Origin of the sequence: Acinetobacter sp. Ver3 (assembly GCF_000632455.1) — a bacterium.
Taxonomy (GTDB): Bacteria; Pseudomonadota; Gammaproteobacteria; order Pseudomonadales; family Moraxellaceae; genus Acinetobacter.
Genome location: NZ_JFYL01000005.1, coordinates 26,697 through 46,663 on the forward strand (window position 1 = coordinate 26,697; position 19,967 = coordinate 46,663).

The window sequence follows — 19,967 nt, forward strand, 5'->3', positions numbered from 1 at the left end:
TATTGTTATTTCGATCTAAAGACTCATTCAAAATATCGCTTCATATACGCAATTCACCGTATTTTGCATCGATCAATTTCACGAGAAACTCCTTACATAGATTTTAATTTTAAAGATATGGGGAGTAAGTTGAATGCGTCACGGTGATATCTCAAGTAGTCCAAATACAGTAGGTGTAGCAGTAGTGAACTATAAAATTCCACGCTTGCACACCAAAGCAGAAGTACTTGAGAATGCAAAAAAAATTGCTGAAATGTTGAAAGGAATTAAACAAGGTATTCCAGGTATGGATCTCATTGTTTTTCCTGAATACAGCACCATGGGCATTATGTATGATCATGATGAAATGATGGCAACGGCAGCCACAATCCCAGGTGATGAAACGGCAATTTTCTCTCAAGCTTGTATTGAAGCAAATGTTTGGGGCGTATTCTCAATTACTGGGGAACAGCACGAAGAACACCCGCATAAAGTGCCATATAACACCTTAGTGCTCATCAATAACAAAGGTGAAATCGTTCAAAAATATCGCAAGATTATTCCATGGTGCCCAATTGAAGGCTGGTGCCCTGGAGATACGACTTATGTGACAGAGGGCCCTAAAGGCATCAAGATGTCACTCATTATCTGTGACGACGGTAATTACCCTGAAATTTGGCGCGACTGTGCGATGAAAGGTGCTGAACTTGTAGTGCGATGCCAAGGTTATATGTACCCGGCTGATGAGCAGCAAATCAATATGGCCAAATGTATGGCTTGGGCAAATAACGTTTATGTCGCTGTTGCCAATTGTACTGGATTTGATGGGGTGTATACCTACTTTGGACATTCGGCAGTGGTCGGCTTTGACGGACGTACATTAGGTGAATGTGGTACGGAAGAAAATGGTATCCAATACGCACAGTTATCACTCACAGAAATACGTGATGCACGTAAATACGATCAATCACAAAACCACTTGTTCAAGCTGCTACACCGTGGTTACACAGGCGTATACAACAATGGTGATGGTGATAAAGGGGTTGCCGATTGTCCATTCGACTTCTACAAAACATGGGTCTTAGACGCACAAAAAGCACAGGAAAATGTTGAGCAGTTTACGCGTTCAACCATTGGCGTTGCAGAGTGCCCAATTGGCAACTTACCTCACGAAGGGTTAGAGAAAGAAGCTTCTTAAAGAAGCTTCGTCCGACTTGATTTCAGGAGGTTTCGAACATGACATTTGCCAGTGACCGTATACATGCCAATCAGGAAAGTTTGGCAAAACAACGCTATGACATGCAAAGCAAGGAATGTATTGCACGTACTTCCCGATTCAGTTTTGAACCAGATGCCGTGATGACCCATCTACGTGAACATATTATTGGACAAGAAGCCGCACTTGATGAAATTGAAAATATGCTCACCACAGTGAAAGCAGATTTTAACGCAGCTCATCGTCCTTTAAGTGTCACACTGATGTTAGGTCCTACCGGTGTAGGAAAAACGGAAACAGTCCGCCTCATTGCTGAAGCGATACACGGTAAAGCTGATGCATTCTGCCGAATTGATATGAATACATTGGCACAAGAGCATTATGCAGCCGCCCTGACAGGTGCCCCACCAGGCTATGTCGGCTCTAAAGAAGGAAATACTTTATTCGATGAAGCCCTGATTCAAGGGAGTTTCTCCAAACCTGGCATTGTTCTCTTTGATGAAATTGAAAAAGCCAGTACTGAAGTCATTCGAGGGCTACTCAATGTGCTTGAAACAGGAACTTTAAAATTAACTGCGGGTACAAAGGTTTTAGACTTTAAAAACTGCATGATTTTTATGACCAGTAATGTAGGTGCCAAAGATGCTCAAAAGCGTCTGAAACAACTCAGTCAATTACCAAAACCACTCCAGAATTTAGCCAAGCATTTGAAATTAGATGACAGTGAAATCACGACAAAAGCACTCGATAAAAAGTTTGATCCTGAGTTTCTAAATCGAATTGAGCGAATCTTACATTATCAGCCAGTTGAATCTGATTTTGCTGCAACCTTAGTCCAACTCGAAATTGACAAAATGAACCAACGTCTAAAAAAGCAAAGTCGAACCATTGCTTTGACCGATGCTGCCATTCGATTCCTGAGTTCAGGACATGATGTTCGATTTGGTGCTCGGGGGTTAAGCCGTCGTTTTAAAGTGTTAGTTGAACCTGCACTCGCGAAAGCTTTTCTAAACAACAAGCACATTAGTGAATTCATCATCGATTACGACAATACGAAGCTTCAAATTCAGATGATTGAGCCTGCAGTGAAACAACTTGATCCGTTACTGATACACGAAGCATCACAACAACACTGAGACCTAAACTTTATTTGACCTCAATACAGGGGATACATTATGCAACATATTAAAATCAAACCAGGAGTTCCACTTGCGGAGCAAGCCGAAATTGGTCACAACCGTTGGCACCCAGACTTACCTTTTCTGACATCAGTAAAACCTGGTGAAGAAATTCTGATTGAAAGTTTGGATTTCCTTGACGCACAAATTAAAGATACTGACGATATTTCTGATGTTAAAAATGTGGATTTAACACGTGCTCATCCTTTAACAGGTCCATTCTATGTTGAAGGTGCAGAACCAGGTGATTTGTTGGTCATTGATCTACTAGACATTCAACCGATTTCTGATGTGGGTTTTTCGGGTGTTTTTGCCAAGGAAAATGGTGGTGGCTTCTTGGCGGACTATTTCCCAGAAGCAGATAAAGCCATTTGGGATTTGAAAGGTTTATTTGCAACTTCACGTCATATCCCTGGTGTACGTATTGCAGGATTAAAACATCCTGGCTTGATGGGAACTCTACCATCACATGATTTACTGAAAGAATGGAATCGCCGTGAAGCATTGCTCGTTACTAAAGGTCAAGCAAACCCTCCTGATCCACGTACAGCCGTTCTGCGTGGTGTAAAAGGTCCCGAATTTGATCGTATGGCGGCTGAAGCTGCACGCACAGTTCCTCCACGTGAACATGGGGGTAACACAGACATTAAAGACCTTGCTGCAGGAAGCCGTATTTACTTCCCTGTTTATCAAAAAGGTGCTGGCTTCTCAATGGGCGACCTCCACTTCTCACAAGGTGATGGTGAAATTGGTTTCTGTGGTGCGATAGAAATGGATGGCGTTACACGTGTCGGTTTCGATTTAATCAAAGGTGGGATGGAAAAATACAATATTGATTCACCCATCTTTGTTCCAAGCAATGTGCGTCCAAATTATGATCAATGGCTGACTTTCGAAGGGATCAGTGTTGAAGATGGTGTAAATCACTATCTCGATGCGACAGTGGCTTACCGCCAAGCATGTTTAAAAGCCATCAAGTATCTTGAAAACTTTGGCTTTACTGGGTCACAAGCCTACATGTTACTTACCGCTGCACCAGTTGAAGGTCGTATCGGAGGTATTGTAGATATTCCAAACTGTGCATGTACCGTCTCACTCCCAACCTCCATTTTTGAACAAAATATCTTGCCGCAAGGTGCTTTAAATGACGATAAATTTTGGGGGCATAAGCGCTAATTAGCGCATTATTGTTGTTACAGGTTTCACCATTTTACGGGGTAGCTTGAGTAAGCATGCGAGCTACCTCCTTTTTAACTTTTAAACATGCACATGCTTAAAAATAAGTAGGAGCACGACCATGCCATTATACGATTTCCGCTGTGAGCACTGCGAAGGAATTTTTGAACAACGTGTGCCTATTTCTAGGATTGCAACTGACACTATCGAATGTAAATACTGTCAACAACCCACCTTAGCTAAACCAATGATTACTGGCAGACAACAAATCAACATGAAGACCAAATGGCGTCCAGGGTCAGGCGCAGAACAACTTGCAGGACCTTTAGTGGGCGGTCCAGGTACCAATAAAAATAGTGCACGCAGTTCAGTGCTACACAACTGTCGTGGTGTGAATTGTTCACTCTGTGAAGTATAAAAAAGCCCGCATCTGCGGGCTTTAATGCTCGTGTCTGCAGAAAATTAAACGACTAATTCAGCTAAGTTGCCTTTTTGTTCCAACCATTCTTTACGATCACTTGCGCGTTTCTTGGCTAATAATTTATCTAATAAACCTGAAGTAAAATGCACATCATCCAAATCTAGTTGCACCAAACGACGAGTATTGGGATCCAATGTTGTTTCACGGAGCTGACTTGCATTCATCTCACCCAAACCTTTAAATCGTGTGATTTGTGGGGATTTAGTTTTGGCTTTTTTCAATATGCCTTCTAATTCTGCTTCGTCAAGCGCGTAATGCACATCTTTACCGTCATCAATACGGAATAAAGGTGGCATCGCAACAAATAAGTGCCCTGCTTCAACTAGGCTTGGGAAGTGCTTCACAAATAATGCACACAGCAAAGTCGCAATATGCAGACCATCAGAGTCAGCATCGGCCAAGATACAGATCTTGCCATAGCGGAGTTCAGACAAATCATCAGAACCCGGATCGACTCCTATTGCGATTGCAATATTATGCACCTCTTGAGAAGCAAGTACTTCATCTGAAGATACTTCCCAAGTGTTTAAAATTTTTCCGCGGATCGGCATAATCGCTTGGAAATTCTTATCACGCGCCTGTTTGGCAGATCCTCCAGCAGAATCACCTTCCACAATAAATAGTTCTGACTCTTCCAAACTATGTCCCACACAATCAGATAATTTGCCTGGTAAAGTTGGACCTGAAACGATTTTTTTGCGCTCAACTTTCTTTGCAGCTTTTAAACGACGTCCCGCTTTTGAAATCGCCATTTCAGCCAATTGCATTGCAATTTCAGAGTTTTGATTCAACCATAAGGCAAAAGCATCTTTTGCGATGTTCTGCACAATCCCAGAGGCTTCACGACTTGAAAGACGCTCTTTGGTTTGACCTGAAAATTGTGGCTCTTGAAATTTCAAAGACAGAATATAGTTCACGCCATCCCACACATCTTCCGCTGAAAGCTTCATATTACGTGGTAAGAGATTACGTAACTCACAGAACTCACGGATCGCATCCGTCACACCTGAACGAAGACCATTCACATGTGTGCCACCTTGCGCCGTTGGAATCAAGTTCACATAAGATTCTTGAATACTCTCTCCACCTTCAACATTCCAACAAATCGCAAACTCCGCACTGGCACGTTCCGCGTCACCTGTAGCGACAAATGCAGGCGTAGGGATGATTTCACGATCTTCTAATTCATCCATCAAATAATCGACGAGACCATTTTCAAACTGCCAAGTGATTTTTTCGTCGTTAATTTCATCAACATAATTGATTTGTAAGCCAGCAGCTAATACCGCCTTCGCTTTTAAATTGTGTTTAAGTGCCTTTAATGCAAATTTAGGTGAATCAAAATATTTCGCTTCAGGCCAAAAGTGAACTGAGGTACCCGATGCACGTTTAGGTGCTTTACCTTCCAGAACTTCAAGTGGTGCCGTTGCTTCACCTTGCTCAAAGGCCATTTTGTATAAATTACCTTGGCGCTGAACTTGAACTTCCACACGTGTGGAAAGCGCATTTACAACAGAAATACCAACCCCGTGCAAACCACCAGAGAATTGATAATTATCTGTGCTGAATTTCCCGCCTGCATGCAGTTTAGTCAGAATAATTTCAATGCCGCTTTGACCATATTCAGGATGAATATCAACTGGCATACCACGCCCGTTATCTTCTACTGACAATGAACCATCTTTATACACAGTCACTGTAATTTTATTCGCGTGTCCTGCCAATGCTTCATCGACCGCATTATCAATGACCTCTTGCGCCAAATGGTTTGGACGCGTGGTATCGGTATACATGCCTGGACGACGGCGTACAGGATCTAAACCAGATAAGACTTCAAGGGATTGGGCCGTATATTGAGACACGTTGAATTGTTTCCTTATTTTAAGCTGTCAGCTAAAAACTGATATACCAAGGGTATTTTATCCGCGAAATCATCCATCGCGTGATTGCCATATGTTTCTGTAATGAGGAACGCTTGATGACCATCGCAATTATAATAACGTTCCGCTTCACGATAATCCAAAACTTCATCACCTTGTTGTAACAAGACCAAGATTTTGTCTGCATCTTGCACAAACGGAACTGCCATATGCTCCAATTGATCAAGCTGAGCTTCATCTAACGACCAATTCGCAGTGACTGGATAAGGAAACTGCGCCGTTGAAAACAAGTTTCTAAATAATTTCCATGGTTGCATAGCGGGATTAATCAGTACAGCTGCGACTCCATGTTTCGCGGCAAGCTGCGTCGCATAAAATCCACCTAAACTGCTCCCAATCAAAACGACATTCGACATAGACTCGATGAGTGTCGAAATCGAAGTAATGACCTGATCAGGCGGCATATTTAAATCGGGCAAATGCACTTGTACATGTTCATGTCTTTCAAAATACTGACGAATCAGTTGCCCTTTAATCGAAAAAGGACTACTTTGAAATCCATGTAGATAGATAATATTCATAAACTGATTAATTGCATTTTCCTCAAAATTGTTCTAATTTTTATTGTGAATCAGATCACATATTTGTTTCTCTTTTGTACGATAACAAATATTGTCAGACAAAAAAATTAGAGCCGACCTGAAATCAAAGTTATCTTAAAAATTGTTCGGGATGAACAACATAAGATAAATACAAGGAATTTTATACAGTGATCATTGCTAAAAATAAAGTGTCTTTAGATGATCATGCACTATCAGGATAAGACTAGATGCCGAGTTTAACGCCACTACATGAAACCTATTGTAAATGGGATCGATCTCCTCCGAGTCAGGCCGATGTGCTTGAAGGTTTGGCACAACTGGTCAGCACTCCAATTAACCACGCTGTTCAAAATCTCATTCAATCACTTCAACGTGAAGTGCTCTTAACCGTATTTGGTTTAAGTAAAAAAACATCAAAAGAATTTCAAAAGAAAACCTACGTTCGAAAGTTATATCAATTTTCATATGACACGCTTCTAAATTACGGAAATTATTTGGTCGCACCAGCCCTGCGCAAAATCATTGATCAATTTCCGAAACTCCATGATAAGCCCCTCACGCCAAAAATGATTTTTTTGGTCAGTGCTCTTAATGGCGTGATTGGCGACTATTTACTTAAAAATCAAAATCCGTTGGCGATTACCAGTAATCTGTATGATCACTATGGAGAGTTACAACAGGGTGACCTGTCAGGTCGTGTCGTGATCTTTTGCCATGGTCTGTGCATGAATCATCTTGATTGGACCAATCGCAACTATGGCGGTATTGGTGAAAAACTGCTTGCACAACGCGACAACAACACCATGCTTTATTTGCATTACAACACTGGTCGCAGAATTTCAGCGAATGGTCGTTCGTTGGCCAATATGCTTGAAGACTTGGTAAAGCGCAATCCACGTATCACCAGTCTTGATTTAATCGGTCACAGTATGGGTGGTTTGGTTTCTAGAAGTGCTTTGTTTTATGGTAAACAAAATCTCCATCAATGGTTTCACATGGCAGAGAATTTGGTCTGCTTAGGTTCTCCACATCATGGTGCGGTTCTAGAACGTATTGGCTTTGCCGTTCAAGAAAAAATTGGACACTTTCCCGTCATCAAGTTAGCCAGCCACATTGTGAATATTCGCAGTGATGGTATTTTGGATTTACGCCATGGTAGTGTCCGTGATGACGACTGGGAACACAATCACGCTCGTATTGGCATGATGGATGATAATCGTAAACCTGCACCGCTGCCTTCACATATCAATACATTCTTAGTAGCTGGAACAATTGAGTTTGAAAATCGTAAAAATCGTACACTTAAAGTCATTGGCGATTACTTAGTGAGTGTGCAAAGTGCTTTGGGTGAGCATCCAAATCCGCGATTCCAACTGAAATTGCCAGAATCACACAAAGCGGTGTTCTACGGGCTCAATCATATGGAGATTCAATACCATTCCAGTGTTGCTGAGCAAATCGTTAAATGGTTCTATCCACATCACGATGAATTAGCTGAAGAGCAAATCCGTAAATATTTAATCAAATTAGAAAGCATGGAAGGAATCGTAGAAACCTGACCATCTTCAATAAAAAAGCCAACTGATCAGTTGGCTTTTTTATTTTAAGCAGGATACTTTCTGAATAACTGCCAAATCGAGATGATCAGCAGAATACTAAAAAATACCAAAGACCACACAGGTAAAGACTGACCTAGGAAAGTCCAGTCTACTACCGCACATTCGCCTGATCCTGACAGCACTTGTTGAAGCACAGTTTTAAGCGGCAAAGCATCTACCAAATAATCTAAGCCAGGCCCACAACTTGGCACTTTATCTGGAGGTAAACTCTGCAGCCAGACATGACGTGCAGCAACACACGCTGACCATAAAATCGATAATGTCCCTAGGAAAGCATATACTCGTTTTAAACCATTACGGACGGGATTGTGTAGAAACGCAATAAAAGAAATCAGCCCCAATCCGATCAGACCTAACCGTTGAAATACACACAATGGACAAGGTTCAAGACCTTGGACATGTTCGAGATACAACGCGAAGGCCATTCCAATCACACTGGCTATAAACAACAGGCCACTCACCATGCGGTAATTTTGCCACTGCATATACTTTCCTCAATATTTTTATCGATATACTTTTAGATATTCTGTAAAGCTTAAACTAGACTCTGCTTCCAACTGTTGTTGCTGTTCAAGTGATTGCACTGTGAGTTGTTCAAAATAGGTGACTTTATCCTGAGATAACACATAGTTTTGATAATGATCAGCATGTTGATGCGCGAGCACACTACCTAAGCTCCAAGTACCACTATGTTTTACTGTATCTTCTACTATTTTCGCAGAGAAGGTTTCATCCACTTCATCTACTCGTGATTGCATAATTTGCATTGCATCAGAATACAACGAGGTCGAGTGAGCTTGATCTAACGTTTCTGCTAAAGGCTGCATCTGTTTGAGATATTGATTTGCCCATGTCTCAATTTCAATTGATTGACCATTTTCAACAATGGCAGCATTTGGTGCACGCCCACGATTCACAACTTCTTGCTGATTTTGCTCAATCACTTCAAGTTCATCATCTAGCAGTTCAGGACTGTCTTTTAATAAACAATAAAGCGCTAATACCTCAAGGAAGCCTGCAGTATCTTCATTGATACCAATTGGGCTGTATGGATTCACATCTACTGCGCGTAATTCAACATACCCTACCCCACGGTTTGCTAATGCATCAGATGGTGTTTCACCAGACTGTGGTACTTGTTTAGGACGTACAAGACTGTAGTACTCGTTTTCAATTTGCAGTACGTGATCATTAATTTGGATCGGCTCACCCGCTTCGTCATCTAATCCCAAACGACTGAAAGCAGCATAAGACGTTTTCACCGCCTTTTGTAAACCTGCTAAATATCCTTTCAAATCATTGTAATGAATACCTAACTCTTTCTGCGCCGAGTTTTGATATCCAAAGCGCCCCATACGCAATGCAGTGGCATATGGCAAATACAATGTTCCCTTAATTAAAGGCAATAAATGATGTTCACGACCCGTCATAAAACAACGACAGACCGATGGGCTTGCACCTATCAGGAACATAACCAATGGGGTTAAACGAATGAAATTTCGAATTAAAGCGAAATATCGATGGCTGCGATAATCCTGCAAACTGAGCTGTTTTAAAGCTTCATCTTGCTCGTTTGCTTGCAACTGCTCAAACAACGCATCAGGGAATGAAACATTGTAATGTACACCTGAAATCGTCTGCATACGACGACCATAACGTACACCTAAACCACGGCGGTATAAGGTTTTGAATTTACCGATATTGGATGAGCCATATTGCGCAAGACGAATGCTTTCTTCTTCATCATCCAACATACAAGGCATCGACATTGGCCATAGCTTTTCACCATCTTCTAGGTGTCGATGGGTGAAAGCATGAATATCTTCTAAATAGCTTAATGCTTCAGGAATTGAAGATTGAGGAGGCGTAATAAACTCAAGTAAAGCTTCAGAATAATCTGTCGTAATATGAGGATGAGTTAACGCAGAGCCTAAACCCTTAGGATGATCTTTCTGGGAGATAAAGCCATCACTTTGCATCCTTAGGCTTTCGCGCTCAATGCCTCGTAACATACCTTTAAAAACCGTCGAATCCACCCAATTTGGTAAAATTGTTTCAGAGAGCGCTTCGGATTGACTCATTACTTACTCGCTTATCTAGAAGATCGACTGAGATAAAAAATTATTGATTTATATCAAGTATACCGTGATTTATATTCCTAAATGCAGTTTGCATATACATTTCAGTTGGATAAACCTTTTATTTTGGCAAATTTTTAACACAATCTTAGTCTTTAAGACATCTGAAATTTGTGATTTTATTGCAGAATAAATGCTAACAAACTGTAAAGAATATGAATTATCACAACGTTATAGATTTTTGGTTCAGTGCTGAAACTCAACCGCATTGGTTTGCGAAAAGCGATGCTTTCGATCAACTTATTCAAGCGCAATTTGGTCACACCATCCAACAAGCTGCCGCAGGCGAACTATGGACATGGCGGGAAACTGCTTTAGGACGCTTAGCAGAAATCATTGTCTTAGATCAATTTTCTCGTAATGTTTATCGTGGCAAAGCTGAATCTTTTGCCCAAGATCCGTTAGCACTTGGGCTAGCTCAAGAAGCGGTTCGTCTTGGTTTAGATCTCGAACTGGAACCTGAACAACGTAGCTTCTTATATATGCCTTTCATGCATAGCGAATCAAAAATCATTCACACTCAAGCACTTCGTTTGTTTGAGGCATTAGGCAACCCTGTAAATTTAGACTTTGAGAAGAAGCATCAAGTCATCATTGAACGTTTCGGTCGCTATCCTCATCGTAATGAAATTTTAAATCGTCTCTCTACGCCTGAGGAAATAGAATTCTTAAAACAGCCAAACAGTAGCTTCTAAATTGATATTGATACAACAGACTTCAGGAGAGCGAAATGAAAAACTTATGCATGATTTTGGGATTATCTGGCATGATCCTGCTGTCTGGTTGTGTCACGACGCCAAGTAAACCGCGTACATTTGATCAGCTTGGGCAATTCGCAACTATTCCCTTGAACCAATCAACGTATCGTATTAGTTTTCAAGGCTCATCCAACATGAGCTATGGTACAGCTGAAGAAATAACCTTACTTAAAGCTGCACAAACAACGGTCAAACAGGGCTTTCATTTTTTTAAAGTCCAAGATGATCCAAGCAATCGCACACAACAACCACCTCGTCAAGCTGTGGTTTATTCCAATCCTTACCCGTATGGTTATGGATATCGTAGACATCCTATGTTCTTTGATCCTTTTTATGATGTGCCACAGGTGGTCAGTTTAGAGCCAGTTCAAGTAGCCTATACCATCACCTGTTTTAAAGATCAAAAAACAGCACCTCAAGATGCTTTTGATGCACGTTTAATTTTACAGGCCTTAGGGTCTAAATATGGTTTAAGTGCTACAGGCGACGTACTGCCTGTACAAACACAGCCTTCTCAATCACAATAAAATAATATTAATACAACAGCTTACATAGGAATTATGCATGAGTGCATCACCAACAATGACTACCCCTAGTCTGGATCGAAGCAAACGGTTTGCCATGATCGCACTGGTTGTCGCTGTATTGGCTTGGATATCGCTCATGGTGGCTGCCAAAATTTTTCCAGAATATGTTTGGCTTATTCATATTTTAATGTTGTCTGCTGAAGCAGGTGTGGTTGGTGGTTTAGCAGATTGGTATGCCATTACGGTTTTGTTTCGGAACCCATTCGGCCGTATCCCTATTCCTAAGTTTTTAAAAGATCACACCGAAATTATTCCACGTAACAAAGCGCGTATTGCAGAATCCATGGGACGTTTTGTTCAAGAAAACTTCCTATCGCCACAGATTGTGGCAAAAAGCTTGAGTCAAACAGATGTGAGTTTGGCAGTAGGACAATGGCTAGCCAATCCAGATAACAATCGTCAAGTGACTCAAGTGATTCAACAGACAGTGCCTAAAGTTTTTGAGTTTGTTGGACAAGAACAAGTCGGTAGGTTTATTCAAACTAACAGTGTGCAATGGGTAAAGAACACTCAAATCAATACCCTGGCCAGTGAAATGATGCGTGCCGTATTAGAAAATGACTTCCACCAAGATGTTTTACAACGTGGTCTCGATGTTGCGCACGGTTGGGTGACTTCACATCCTGAACAAACTCGGGAGCTAACCCGCACCCTATTTAAAGAACTCGGAGTGTGGCGTTTAGCCAAAGGCGCAAGTTGGATCGGTATCGATGTTCAACAAAGAACGATTGACTCTTTAATAGAGCGTGTCGAGTCAATGTTGGCAGATCCAGAGCATCCATGGCGTCAAAAAATTGAGAGTATTGCACAGCATTTAATGACTGAACTGGCAAATCCTGAAAGTCAGGCGAGTCTTAAATTAAATGAAACTAAAAATGCATTGTTAGATAGTCCTCAAGTTTTAAATTTTATTACTGGTGCCGTCGTCATTCTGTGCAATGCCATTCGTGAAGATTTGGAGAAAGCAGATTCAGGTATAGCTGAAAATTTACGTGTTGCGATTCAACAAGTCGGTCAAAACATCATTTCCAATCCTGCATTACGCCAATTATTAAATGAAAAAATGAGTTCAATGGCAGTCAATCTCAGTGATCAATACAGCGAAAAAGTCATTTTATTTATCAGTGAACGCATTCACGAATGGGACTCACGAGAAATGATCGATAAAATTGAAAATGAAGTCGGTGGTGACTTACATATGATTCGCGTCAACGGTGTTGTCGTTGGTGCATTTATCGGTTTAGTGTTAGGGATCATCCGAGCAGCAGTTGAATTTTTGATTTAACTTAGAAATGAAATTTAAATTTGGTCGCTGACTAAAATTGAATTCATTGTGAATTGACGTCATCAAAAAGCCCATTTCTGCATGAATGGGCTGTATTTATTATTCTTAATCCATTTAAAGAACTAAGCTATCACTAGAGTCATTCCTATCTGCTTCATCTTATATAAACCATAATAATATTATAAGGTTACATATTTTTTTTACGATTTAAATGTGAAATAATATCTTGATAAGAGTCTACTTTACAAAAATAAGCTGGGGAGTTCTTTCTCACGTCTTCTGAAGGTTGAAATAAAAAACCATAATCAACTAAATGCAACATCGAAAAATCATTGAATGCATCACCGATCGCAATACTATTGGTCATTGAAACGTTTTCTTTTTGGAACTTTACAATAATTTCATGTTTCCCTTTATCTCGTGTATACAGAACATTTTCTATAAATCCATCTGGTCCAATTTCTAAGTGATGACAATATGTATTTTTAACAGGAAGATTTAATTTTTCAAAAAAGGGAAATAAAAACTCATAAAAGCAATCTGAAATAATGTTAACTTCAAAATTTTCAGCCTTTTGCAAATATTCTAAAAACTCCTTAGCATCTGGAATGACATCCAGTTCTTTAATGTCATCGATTAATTGTTTTAAAGGAATTTTATTTTCTTTCAGTAAATTAATTCTAAATTCCATCAGAGACTTATAGTCTGCGACTTCTCGAGTTGTAATCGCCAACTCTGGGATATTGTATACATTTGAAAAGTGTTTCCATATTTCAGGGACAAGAACACCTTCCATATCGATAAAAGCCATCTTTTTCATATTGCTACCCTATTATTGAAATTTAGCAAACAGAAGTGCTATCCCTAGCAGACATAATACAGTTCCAATCACTCTGTTAATCTGTACTTGCTTAGCTAACATTTTCTGTCTTAAAACAATCGATGAAAAAAGCAAAGCCACCAATCCAAACCATAAAAAATGAGCAAAAGACATAAATAGCCCATAACCGACCAGAATCGCTTTCGGCGTACTCACACTGATGATCTGAGTGTATGTACTAATCACAAATAAAGTCGTTTTAGGATTAAGTGCATTGGTGAAAAAGCCATATTTCACTGCTTGAAAAGGATTAATTGCAGCAGTTGATGACGTCTCGACAACCGGACTTTGTACAAAAGTTTTATAACCGATATAGATGAGATAGATGGCTCCAATATACTTCACAATATTTAGAATTTGAGGTGTATACGCCATGACAAATGCGACAGCAATGAGCGTATAAGTCACATGAATCAACACACCTAAAGAAATTCCCAGTGAAGTGAGAACACCTATCCTTCTACCATATAAGTAACTGTTTTTTGTCACGATAGCGAAATCAGCACCAGGACTCACAACAGCGAGTATGGTGATGAGAATAACTGCTATAAACTCACCCATTCATTATGCCTTTTTAAACGTGATCACTAATACATCTCTTAATCCAGTATCACCCAACGTAAAATCATTGACTTTGATTTCCGTTACGCTGTGATAGACCTGATGATCATCCACAAGTGCGATATCTAAAAAATTTTCAAGCATAAATTCTGCTTTCAAATTCTTATTTAAGTCATAAATTCGGGTCATTCCACCCTGAACATTTTGACGGTTGATCATGGCCATTAAAACGAAATCCACCCCATCTCGATGTATCCCCTCAGGGGTTGGCTTACCACTATCGTTAAATTTTGCTTCAATGCGAAATTGATGCGCTTCGATAAACCAATTTTCAGTTTCAATTTCTGAAAAGGTGAGATATGCGAATTGTAGTAAATTTCTAAAAATTGGATTTTCAATTGTATTTTTATCAATCTCTGAAAAATATCTCGCAATTCCACCATTCAAAGTGTTGTATTCAATCGTCTGAAAATGAGGAATATAAGAATTTTTCAGTAAAATTTTATGCTTATCATTAATAGTAAAAGTTGCATGTTTTCTTGTTCGATATTTACCTTTATCCGACATAAATTGATCTAAATCTAGAGCGTTCCAACTGTCTATAAAATCACTGACATCTTGCTCATTAACATCGTGAAAATTATTATTTTTCTGTATTTCTTGGAATGTATTTAAATCAATAAACGCATACCCCTTTTTGATTATCTCTTTTGAATATGTGTATTCATGGAGATGCTGCTTGTTAAATGGACTGAATTTTAATATATTTTCCATTGTATTAGCTTTATTTTGCTTTTGGTAATCTTCATTTTGAACAAAAGTTAAAAAAATAAAATCAATAAAATCGACTAAAAATATATGAGTTTTTGGAATGATAGAAAAAATATCTTTGAATTCACTGAAGTTTTTTTATTTTGTCGCTAAATACAGCAGTGTCACGATTGCAGCAAAGAAATTATTTGTTACGCAAAGTGCCGTCAGTAAGCAAATTTACAATCTCGAAGAAATATTAAATATCACATTATTTGAACGACGAAATAAAACCTTGATACTCACCAAAGAAGGAGAAACTCTTTTTCATTGCGCTCAGAATATTTTCAATCAATTGGATGATTGTTTAATTGGACTAACTCAAAATAAAACTGAAAACAAACAATTGGTACTGTCCTGTGAACCAACCATTTCGATGAAGTGGTTAATTCCACGACTTGTTGAATTTAAAAAACTTGGACATGATTTTGAAGTGGTTTTGCTCACAGGTGGTGGTGTAGTCGACTTTGAAAAAGATAATATCGATATCGCAATACGAAGAAATGATTTTGAATGGGGGTCGCATCTGTTTAGTGAGAAAATTGGCGATGAATATATTGTGGCAGTCCAAGCATCTCACCACCCTAAAACCAAAGAATTGTTAATTTCTAAATCACGCCCTTATTTTTCAAAAAAATTACACCAATTGGATGAACTCAAAGATATTTTGAAGAAACATTCCAAAATAGAATTAGAGCATTTTTACTTATGTTTAGAAGGCTGCTTGGCTGGCCTAGGAAAGACGATCATTTCTATCTACATGATTGAAAAAGAATTAGAGCTCAAGTCTGTAAAAAAAATAACACCAATTCTTCAGGATGGTTCTGCCTATTATCTACTGTCCCATACTAGATTTATTGAAGATCCTCGGAAGATTATTTTTTTAAATTGGTTAAAAAATGAAATGAAGCAAAGTCAGATCAATCATTTTTAACATGAGATCACATAGATCATCTAAGGTTTTAAACTTAATTGAAGATCATTAGAATCTTATGAAAATTAAAACGAATATGTCGCAGATATTTGTATTTAGTGCAGGCATTTCAACTGCTAAACTACGAAGAAACGGGCTAAATATTACTATCCAGCATGATTAAAATTGAATCTAAATTACCAGACTTAGGTGTCACTATTTTTAGCGTGATGTCAGCACTCGCCCAAAAGTTGAACGCATTAAATCTTTCTCAAGGTTTTCCTGATTTTCCACCTCCTCCTGAATTAATTGCAGCTTTAGCTCAAGCCACACAACAAGGCTATAACCAATATCCACCTGGTGACGGTCTGCTGAGTTTAAGACAAAAAATTGCAGCCCAATTCTGCCAACGAGACCAAGTCGATTTAGACCCGATCAGCGAAATCACCATTACACCTGGTGCAACGACTGCAATTTTGTGTGCGATTCAAGCTGTTGTAAATGCTGGAGATGAAGTAATTATTTTCGATCCTGCTTATGATAGTTATGCACCTGCAGTGAAACTCGCTGGGGCGCAAGCGATCCATATCAACTTGATACATCAAGACTTCCATGTTGACTGGAATGTGGTGAAAGATCGAATAAATGAACGAACGCGATTAATCATTGTAAATACACCACATAATCCCTCAGGTGCAATTTGGTCCAAGCAAGATTGGCAACAACTGATCGAGTTGATTCAGGATAAAAACATTTGTGTACTTTCTGACGAGGTCTATGAACATTTAGTGTTTGATGGTCAACAACATTATTCTGCGCTTAGTTTTCCTGAACTTCGAGATCGTAGTTTTGTGATTGGTTCATTCGGAAAAACGTTTCATGTTACTGGTTGGAAAACTGGATATTGCGTTGCACCTCAGGCACTGATGAAAGTATTTCGTCAAATTTATCAATTTGCCAATTTCTGTGGTGTCCATCCGATTCAAGTCGCGCTTAATCAATTCATCGAACAACATCCTGAACATATTTTAGATCTCCCCAATTTTTATCAAGCTAAACGTGACTTATTCATCCATGGAATTCAACATTCAAAATTTCAATATCTGCCGTCACCAGGAACTTATTTTCAAAACTTAGATTTCAGTACACTAAGACCTGAGCTCACAGATATAGAAATGTGCCAATATCTTGCAGAACAACACAAACTGGTAGCGATTCCTATATCAGTGTTTTATCAACAGCCACCTCAAGATCTGAAGCTCATTCGAGTCTGTTTTGCAAAACAAGAAGAAACCTTGCATCTTGCAGGAGAAATTTTAACGAAGGTTTAATCACAATAACGAAAAGAGATGCAACGGATTACTTTATTACTAAAGCAATTTGAATGATAAGGTGCTAAGGTCAATCCGTTGATATAGAAAACAATAATGGATAAGACTTATATATGGCGAGAACCTTACGGCCGATTGATGAACCTGGTTTCTGGAAAGTTTTTTTAGTTTTTTTAGTTCCGCTGATTGCAACCAATATCCTGCAAAATTTATCAGGCACAATTAATACGATCTTCGTCGGGCAAATGATGGGCGTCCAAGCAATTGCTGCTGTTTCAGTCTTCTTCCCTATTTTGTTCTGTCTCTTGGCTTTTGTAATTGGGCTTTCGGCTGGCTCGACGGTATTGGTTGGTCAAGCGTGGGGAGCACAAAATTTAGAAAAAGTTCGAGCAGTTGTCGGCTCTACTATTTTTATGACATTGATCGGCGGGACGATTATTGCCATTTTAGGTGTTCTATCTGCACGCCACATTCTTGAGGCCTTGGGCACAGACCCAAGTGTCATGCATTTATCTTTGCCTTATGTTCAATGGATGTTAGCAGGTAGCCCACTCCTCTTTATCTATATTATTTATACCTCTATCTTACGTGGTGTCGGTGATAGCATTACACCTCTCATCGCTTTGGGAATGACCAGTTTAATTGGGCTCTTTATTACCCCTGTTCTCATCGCTGGATATTTTGGATTTCCTCAATTGGGTATCATTGCACCTGCCATCGCCACGATTGTGGGTTATCTGGCCGTGCTTATTTTTCTGTACGTTTATTTAAATAAAAAAAATCATCCATTACGTCCAGATTTAGCAATGTGTAAACATGTACGCCACAATCCTGAACTAAGCAAAATTATTCTCAGGCTTGGCGTTCCTACTGGCATTCAAATGGTCACGACTTCTGTGGCAGGTTTAGTCATTGTCGGCTTGGTCAATCGCTATGGTTCAGAAGCAACAGCTGCTTATGGCGCAGTCAATCAGGTTTTGAACTATATCCAATTCCCTGCTCTGTCTATCGCAATTGCCGCTTCTATTTTTGGGGCTCAAGCGATTGGTGCAGGTAAAGCGGATTCTTTATCACGTGTAACTAAAACAGCACTGGGCATGAATTTTGTCTTTACAGGCGGGCTCGTAATCTTGGCTTATTTGTTCTCAAAATATCTCATGGCATTATTTATTACAGATGATAAAGTTGTGATACTCGGGCAACAATTATTGTTTATTGTGCTGTGGTCAATTTTATTTTTTGGCGCGAGTGCTATTTTCGCCTCAATTATGCGTGCAAGTGGCACTGTCACTATGCCAATGATCATCAATATAGTGGCCATACTTTGTATAGAACTCCCAGCAGCTTATCTATTTAGCGCATGGTGGGGGCTGGCGGGAATCTGGTACGCCTATGCTTTGGCTTTCGTTTGCTTATGTGTGATGCAAGGTTTGTATTATCAATTTGTTTGGAAAAAGAAAACTGTCCAAGTACTGATTTAAATTAGAAATCAGGAAAATAAAAAACCCGCATGACGCGGGTTTTTTTAACGATTATTTAGAATCGAAACGTTTACTCATTTTAGTCGCAAATGCAGTCACTTTTTGATAGCCCGTTGGCATCACACGTTGCATCAAATCAATCACTTTCGCATCGTTGCCAATCAGTAAACGACGGCGATCTTTTTGTACTGCTTCTAGAATTTGACGCGCTGCTTCTTCAGGTGGACAACGTAATAACTTATCAAATGTCTGTGCAGATTTCTGTGGATTCATGCCCAAAGATTTTAAACTGTCATTCATTTTTGCAGCTTTCGCAATATTGGTACGAATGCCACCTGGATGTACGCACAGCGCGCTCACACCCACATTTTCAATATCTAGCTCTTGACGAAGAGATTCAGTGAAACCACGTACAGCAAATTTAGTTGCATTATAAGCAGACTGAGTGGGTTGCGCAGTTAAACCGAATAAACTTGAAATGTTGATAATGTGTCCATCACCTGTTTTTTTAATATACGGTAAAAATTCTTTAGTGCCGTACACGACACCCCAAAAGTTAATATTAACAATCCATTCCAACTCTTCGTATGTTGCGCCTTCAACGGTCGAACCCAATGCCACCCCAGCATTGTTGAAAATCATGTTCACTGAACCATGATTCTGTACAGTTTCAGCCGCCCATGCTTTAACTTCGTCACGATTCGCAACATCTACTTTCTTGGTTGTGACTCGTACATTTGCATTCTTCGTCAGTTCAACTGTTTCTGCTAAGCCCTTTTCATTTACGTCACTTAAAGACAAATGACAACCTTGCTTAGCCAGTAACACTGCAAGTTGTTGACCAATACCAGAACCTGCACCTGTGATTGCAGCCACTTTGTTTTTAAAATTTTTCATTGTGAATCCTTTTTTTGATTTTTATGCACCACAGCGTTGATCTGGGTCATTCATGTTCACTATAATTTTGACAATTATTATTGTCAATGTAACTATCGACCATTTTTATTGTTACTATAGGCCAATTTAGTATCTTTAGCTGATCAGTACTCTATACTGACCGCAGCATAACACTTTTATAAAAAGACTCGAATT

The 19,967-nt window shown here is 39.4% G+C and carries 19 protein-coding genes; 11 read left to right on the forward strand and 8 right to left on the reverse strand.

Features of this window, described 5'->3' with window-relative positions; translation table 11 throughout:
• Positions 1-133: 133 nt before the first annotated feature.
• From CL42_RS02535 to CL42_RS02550, 4 genes are all read left to right on the forward strand, one after another.
• On the forward strand, positions 134-1,177 hold the full coding sequence (locus tag CL42_RS02535) for an aliphatic amidase (protein WP_035264753.1): 1,044 nt from the start codon (positions 134-136) through the stop codon (positions 1,175-1,177).
• A 38-nt stretch (positions 1,178-1,215) separates the two neighbouring features.
• Positions 1,216-2,331, forward strand: coding sequence for an AAA family ATPase (locus tag CL42_RS02540; RefSeq protein WP_051586508.1), 1,116 nt, complete (start codon positions 1,216-1,218; stop codon positions 2,329-2,331).
• 39 nt (positions 2,332-2,370) lie between these two features.
• Positions 2,371-3,549 (forward strand): formamidase, encoded by a 1,179-nt coding sequence (gene fmdA, locus CL42_RS02545; RefSeq protein WP_035264756.1) that lies wholly within the window; start codon positions 2,371-2,373, stop codon positions 3,547-3,549.
• A 121-nt stretch (positions 3,550-3,670) separates the two neighbouring features.
• Positions 3,671-3,967, forward strand: a complete 297-nt coding sequence (locus CL42_RS02550; protein ID WP_035264759.1) for an FmdB family zinc ribbon protein — start codon at positions 3,671-3,673, stop codon at positions 3,965-3,967.
• A gap of 44 nt (positions 3,968-4,011) precedes the next feature.
• On the opposite strand, the gene parE is transcribed toward CL42_RS02550, so the two are convergent.
• Complete coding sequence (gene parE / locus CL42_RS02555) at positions 4,012-5,892, reverse strand: DNA topoisomerase IV subunit B (protein ID WP_035264762.1); 1,881 nt, start codon at positions 5,890-5,892, stop codon at positions 4,012-4,014.
• Positions 5,893-5,906: 14 nt separating this feature from the next.
• Positions 5,907-6,491 (reverse strand): YqiA/YcfP family alpha/beta fold hydrolase, encoded by a 585-nt coding sequence (locus CL42_RS02560; RefSeq protein ID WP_035264764.1) that lies wholly within the window; start codon positions 6,489-6,491, stop codon positions 5,907-5,909.
• Positions 6,492-6,739: 248 nt separating this feature from the next.
• Between CL42_RS02560 and CL42_RS02565 the strand changes: the two genes are divergently transcribed.
• Positions 6,740-8,071, forward strand: coding sequence for a hypothetical protein (locus CL42_RS02565; protein ID WP_035264768.1), 1,332 nt, complete (start codon positions 6,740-6,742; stop codon positions 8,069-8,071).
• Positions 8,072-8,115: 44 nt separating this feature from the next.
• On the opposite strand, the gene CL42_RS02570 is transcribed toward CL42_RS02565, so the two are convergent.
• Entirely contained in the window at positions 8,116-8,616 is a 501-nt protein-coding gene (locus CL42_RS02570) for a disulfide bond formation protein B (RefSeq protein ID WP_035264777.1), read from the reverse strand.
• Positions 8,617-8,634: 18 nt separating this feature from the next.
• Positions 8,635-10,212: a glutamate--cysteine ligase gene (gene gshA / locus CL42_RS02575; protein WP_035264778.1), complete on the reverse strand. Its 1,578-nt coding sequence runs from the start codon at positions 10,210-10,212 to the stop codon at positions 8,635-8,637.
• Between the two features lie 212 nt (positions 10,213-10,424).
• On the opposite strand from gshA, the gene CL42_RS02580 reads away from it, so the two are divergent.
• The 3 genes from CL42_RS02580 to CL42_RS02590 are packed head-to-tail and all read left to right on the forward strand — an operon-like array spanning position 10,425 to position 12,899.
• A complete protein-coding gene (locus tag CL42_RS02580; protein WP_035264779.1) occupies positions 10,425-10,964 on the forward strand; it encodes a DUF924 family protein in 540 nt (179 codons plus the stop codon).
• A 35-nt stretch (positions 10,965-10,999) separates the two neighbouring features.
• Positions 11,000-11,554: a CC0125/CC1285 family lipoprotein gene (locus CL42_RS02585; RefSeq protein WP_035264781.1), complete on the forward strand. Its 555-nt coding sequence runs from the start codon at positions 11,000-11,002 to the stop codon at positions 11,552-11,554.
• 37 nt (positions 11,555-11,591) lie between these two features.
• On the forward strand, positions 11,592-12,899 hold the full coding sequence (locus CL42_RS02590) for a DUF445 domain-containing protein (protein ID WP_035264785.1): 1,308 nt from the start codon (positions 11,592-11,594) through the stop codon (positions 12,897-12,899).
• A gap of 187 nt (positions 12,900-13,086) precedes the next feature.
• Here CL42_RS02590 and thrH read toward each other — a convergent pair whose 3' ends face one another.
• The 3 genes from thrH to CL42_RS02605 are packed head-to-tail and all read right to left on the reverse strand — an operon-like array spanning position 13,087 to position 15,114.
• Positions 13,087-13,719: a bifunctional phosphoserine phosphatase/homoserine phosphotransferase ThrH gene (gene thrH / locus CL42_RS02595; protein ID WP_051586509.1), complete on the reverse strand. Its 633-nt coding sequence runs from the start codon at positions 13,717-13,719 to the stop codon at positions 13,087-13,089.
• A gap of 12 nt (positions 13,720-13,731) precedes the next feature.
• Positions 13,732-14,340 (reverse strand): LysE family translocator, encoded by a 609-nt coding sequence (locus tag CL42_RS02600; RefSeq protein ID WP_035264787.1) that lies wholly within the window; start codon positions 14,338-14,340, stop codon positions 13,732-13,734.
• Positions 14,341-14,343: 3 nt separating this feature from the next.
• Complete coding sequence (locus CL42_RS02605; RefSeq protein ID WP_035264789.1) at positions 14,344-15,114, reverse strand: 2OG-Fe dioxygenase family protein; 771 nt, start codon at positions 15,112-15,114, stop codon at positions 14,344-14,346.
• A 97-nt stretch (positions 15,115-15,211) separates the two neighbouring features.
• Between CL42_RS02605 and CL42_RS02610 the strand changes: the two genes are divergently transcribed.
• The 3 genes from CL42_RS02610 to CL42_RS02620 all read left to right on the forward strand — a co-directional run bounded on the left by CL42_RS02610 (position 15,212) and on the right by CL42_RS02620 (position 18,875).
• A complete protein-coding gene (locus CL42_RS02610; RefSeq protein ID WP_035264791.1) occupies positions 15,212-16,084 on the forward strand; it encodes a LysR family transcriptional regulator in 873 nt (290 codons plus the stop codon).
• A gap of 155 nt (positions 16,085-16,239) precedes the next feature.
• Entirely contained in the window at positions 16,240-17,394 is a 1,155-nt protein-coding gene (locus CL42_RS02615) for a methionine aminotransferase (protein WP_035264793.1), read from the forward strand.
• A 113-nt stretch (positions 17,395-17,507) separates the two neighbouring features.
• Complete coding sequence (locus tag CL42_RS02620) at positions 17,508-18,875, forward strand: MATE family efflux transporter (protein ID WP_035264795.1); 1,368 nt, start codon at positions 17,508-17,510, stop codon at positions 18,873-18,875.
• A 51-nt stretch (positions 18,876-18,926) separates the two neighbouring features.
• On the opposite strand, the gene CL42_RS02625 is transcribed toward CL42_RS02620, so the two are convergent.
• Complete coding sequence (locus CL42_RS02625) at positions 18,927-19,772, reverse strand: SDR family NAD(P)-dependent oxidoreductase (protein WP_035264797.1); 846 nt, start codon at positions 19,770-19,772, stop codon at positions 18,927-18,929.
• Positions 19,773-19,967 lie beyond the last annotated feature (195 nt).

Excerpts from the sequence above, each read along its gene's own strand:
- CL42_RS02625 (WP_035264797.1), bottom strand. The coding sequence starts at position 19,772 with ATGAAAAATTTTAAAAACAAAGTGGCTGCAATCACAGGTGCAGGTTCT.
- CL42_RS02565 (WP_035264768.1), top strand. The coding sequence starts at position 6,740 with ATGCCGAGTTTAACGCCACTACATGAAACCTATTGTAAATGGGATCGA.
- fmdA (WP_035264756.1), top strand. The coding sequence starts at position 2,371 with ATGCAACATATTAAAATCAAACCAGGAGTTCCACTTGCGGAGCAAGCC.
- CL42_RS02610 (WP_035264791.1), top strand. The coding sequence starts at position 15,212 with ATGATAGAAAAAATATCTTTGAATTCACTGAAGTTTTTTTATTTTGTC.
- CL42_RS02615 (WP_035264793.1), top strand. The coding sequence starts at position 16,240 with ATGATTAAAATTGAATCTAAATTACCAGACTTAGGTGTCACTATTTTT.
- thrH (WP_051586509.1), bottom strand. The coding sequence starts at position 13,719 with ATGAAAAAGATGGCTTTTATCGATATGGAAGGTGTTCTTGTCCCTGAA.
- CL42_RS02605 (WP_035264789.1), bottom strand. The coding sequence starts at position 15,114 with ATGGAAAATATATTAAAATTCAGTCCATTTAACAAGCAGCATCTCCAT.
- CL42_RS02535 (WP_035264753.1), top strand. The coding sequence starts at position 134 with ATGCGTCACGGTGATATCTCAAGTAGTCCAAATACAGTAGGTGTAGCA.
- CL42_RS02560 (WP_035264764.1), bottom strand. The coding sequence starts at position 6,491 with ATGAATATTATCTATCTACATGGATTTCAAAGTAGTCCTTTTTCGATT.
- CL42_RS02590 (WP_035264785.1), top strand. The coding sequence starts at position 11,592 with ATGAGTGCATCACCAACAATGACTACCCCTAGTCTGGATCGAAGCAAA.
- gshA (WP_035264778.1), bottom strand. The coding sequence starts at position 10,212 with ATGAGTCAATCCGAAGCGCTCTCTGAAACAATTTTACCAAATTGGGTG.
- CL42_RS02600 (WP_035264787.1), bottom strand. The coding sequence starts at position 14,340 with ATGGGTGAGTTTATAGCAGTTATTCTCATCACCATACTCGCTGTTGTG.
- CL42_RS02620 (WP_035264795.1), top strand. The coding sequence starts at position 17,508 with ATGGCGAGAACCTTACGGCCGATTGATGAACCTGGTTTCTGGAAAGTT.
- CL42_RS02540 (WP_051586508.1), top strand. The coding sequence starts at position 1,216 with ATGACATTTGCCAGTGACCGTATACATGCCAATCAGGAAAGTTTGGCA.
- CL42_RS02585 (WP_035264781.1), top strand. The coding sequence starts at position 11,000 with ATGAAAAACTTATGCATGATTTTGGGATTATCTGGCATGATCCTGCTG.
- CL42_RS02550 (WP_035264759.1), top strand. The coding sequence starts at position 3,671 with ATGCCATTATACGATTTCCGCTGTGAGCACTGCGAAGGAATTTTTGAA.
- CL42_RS02570 (WP_035264777.1), bottom strand. The coding sequence starts at position 8,616 with ATGCAGTGGCAAAATTACCGCATGGTGAGTGGCCTGTTGTTTATAGCC.
- CL42_RS02580 (WP_035264779.1), top strand. The coding sequence starts at position 10,425 with ATGAATTATCACAACGTTATAGATTTTTGGTTCAGTGCTGAAACTCAA.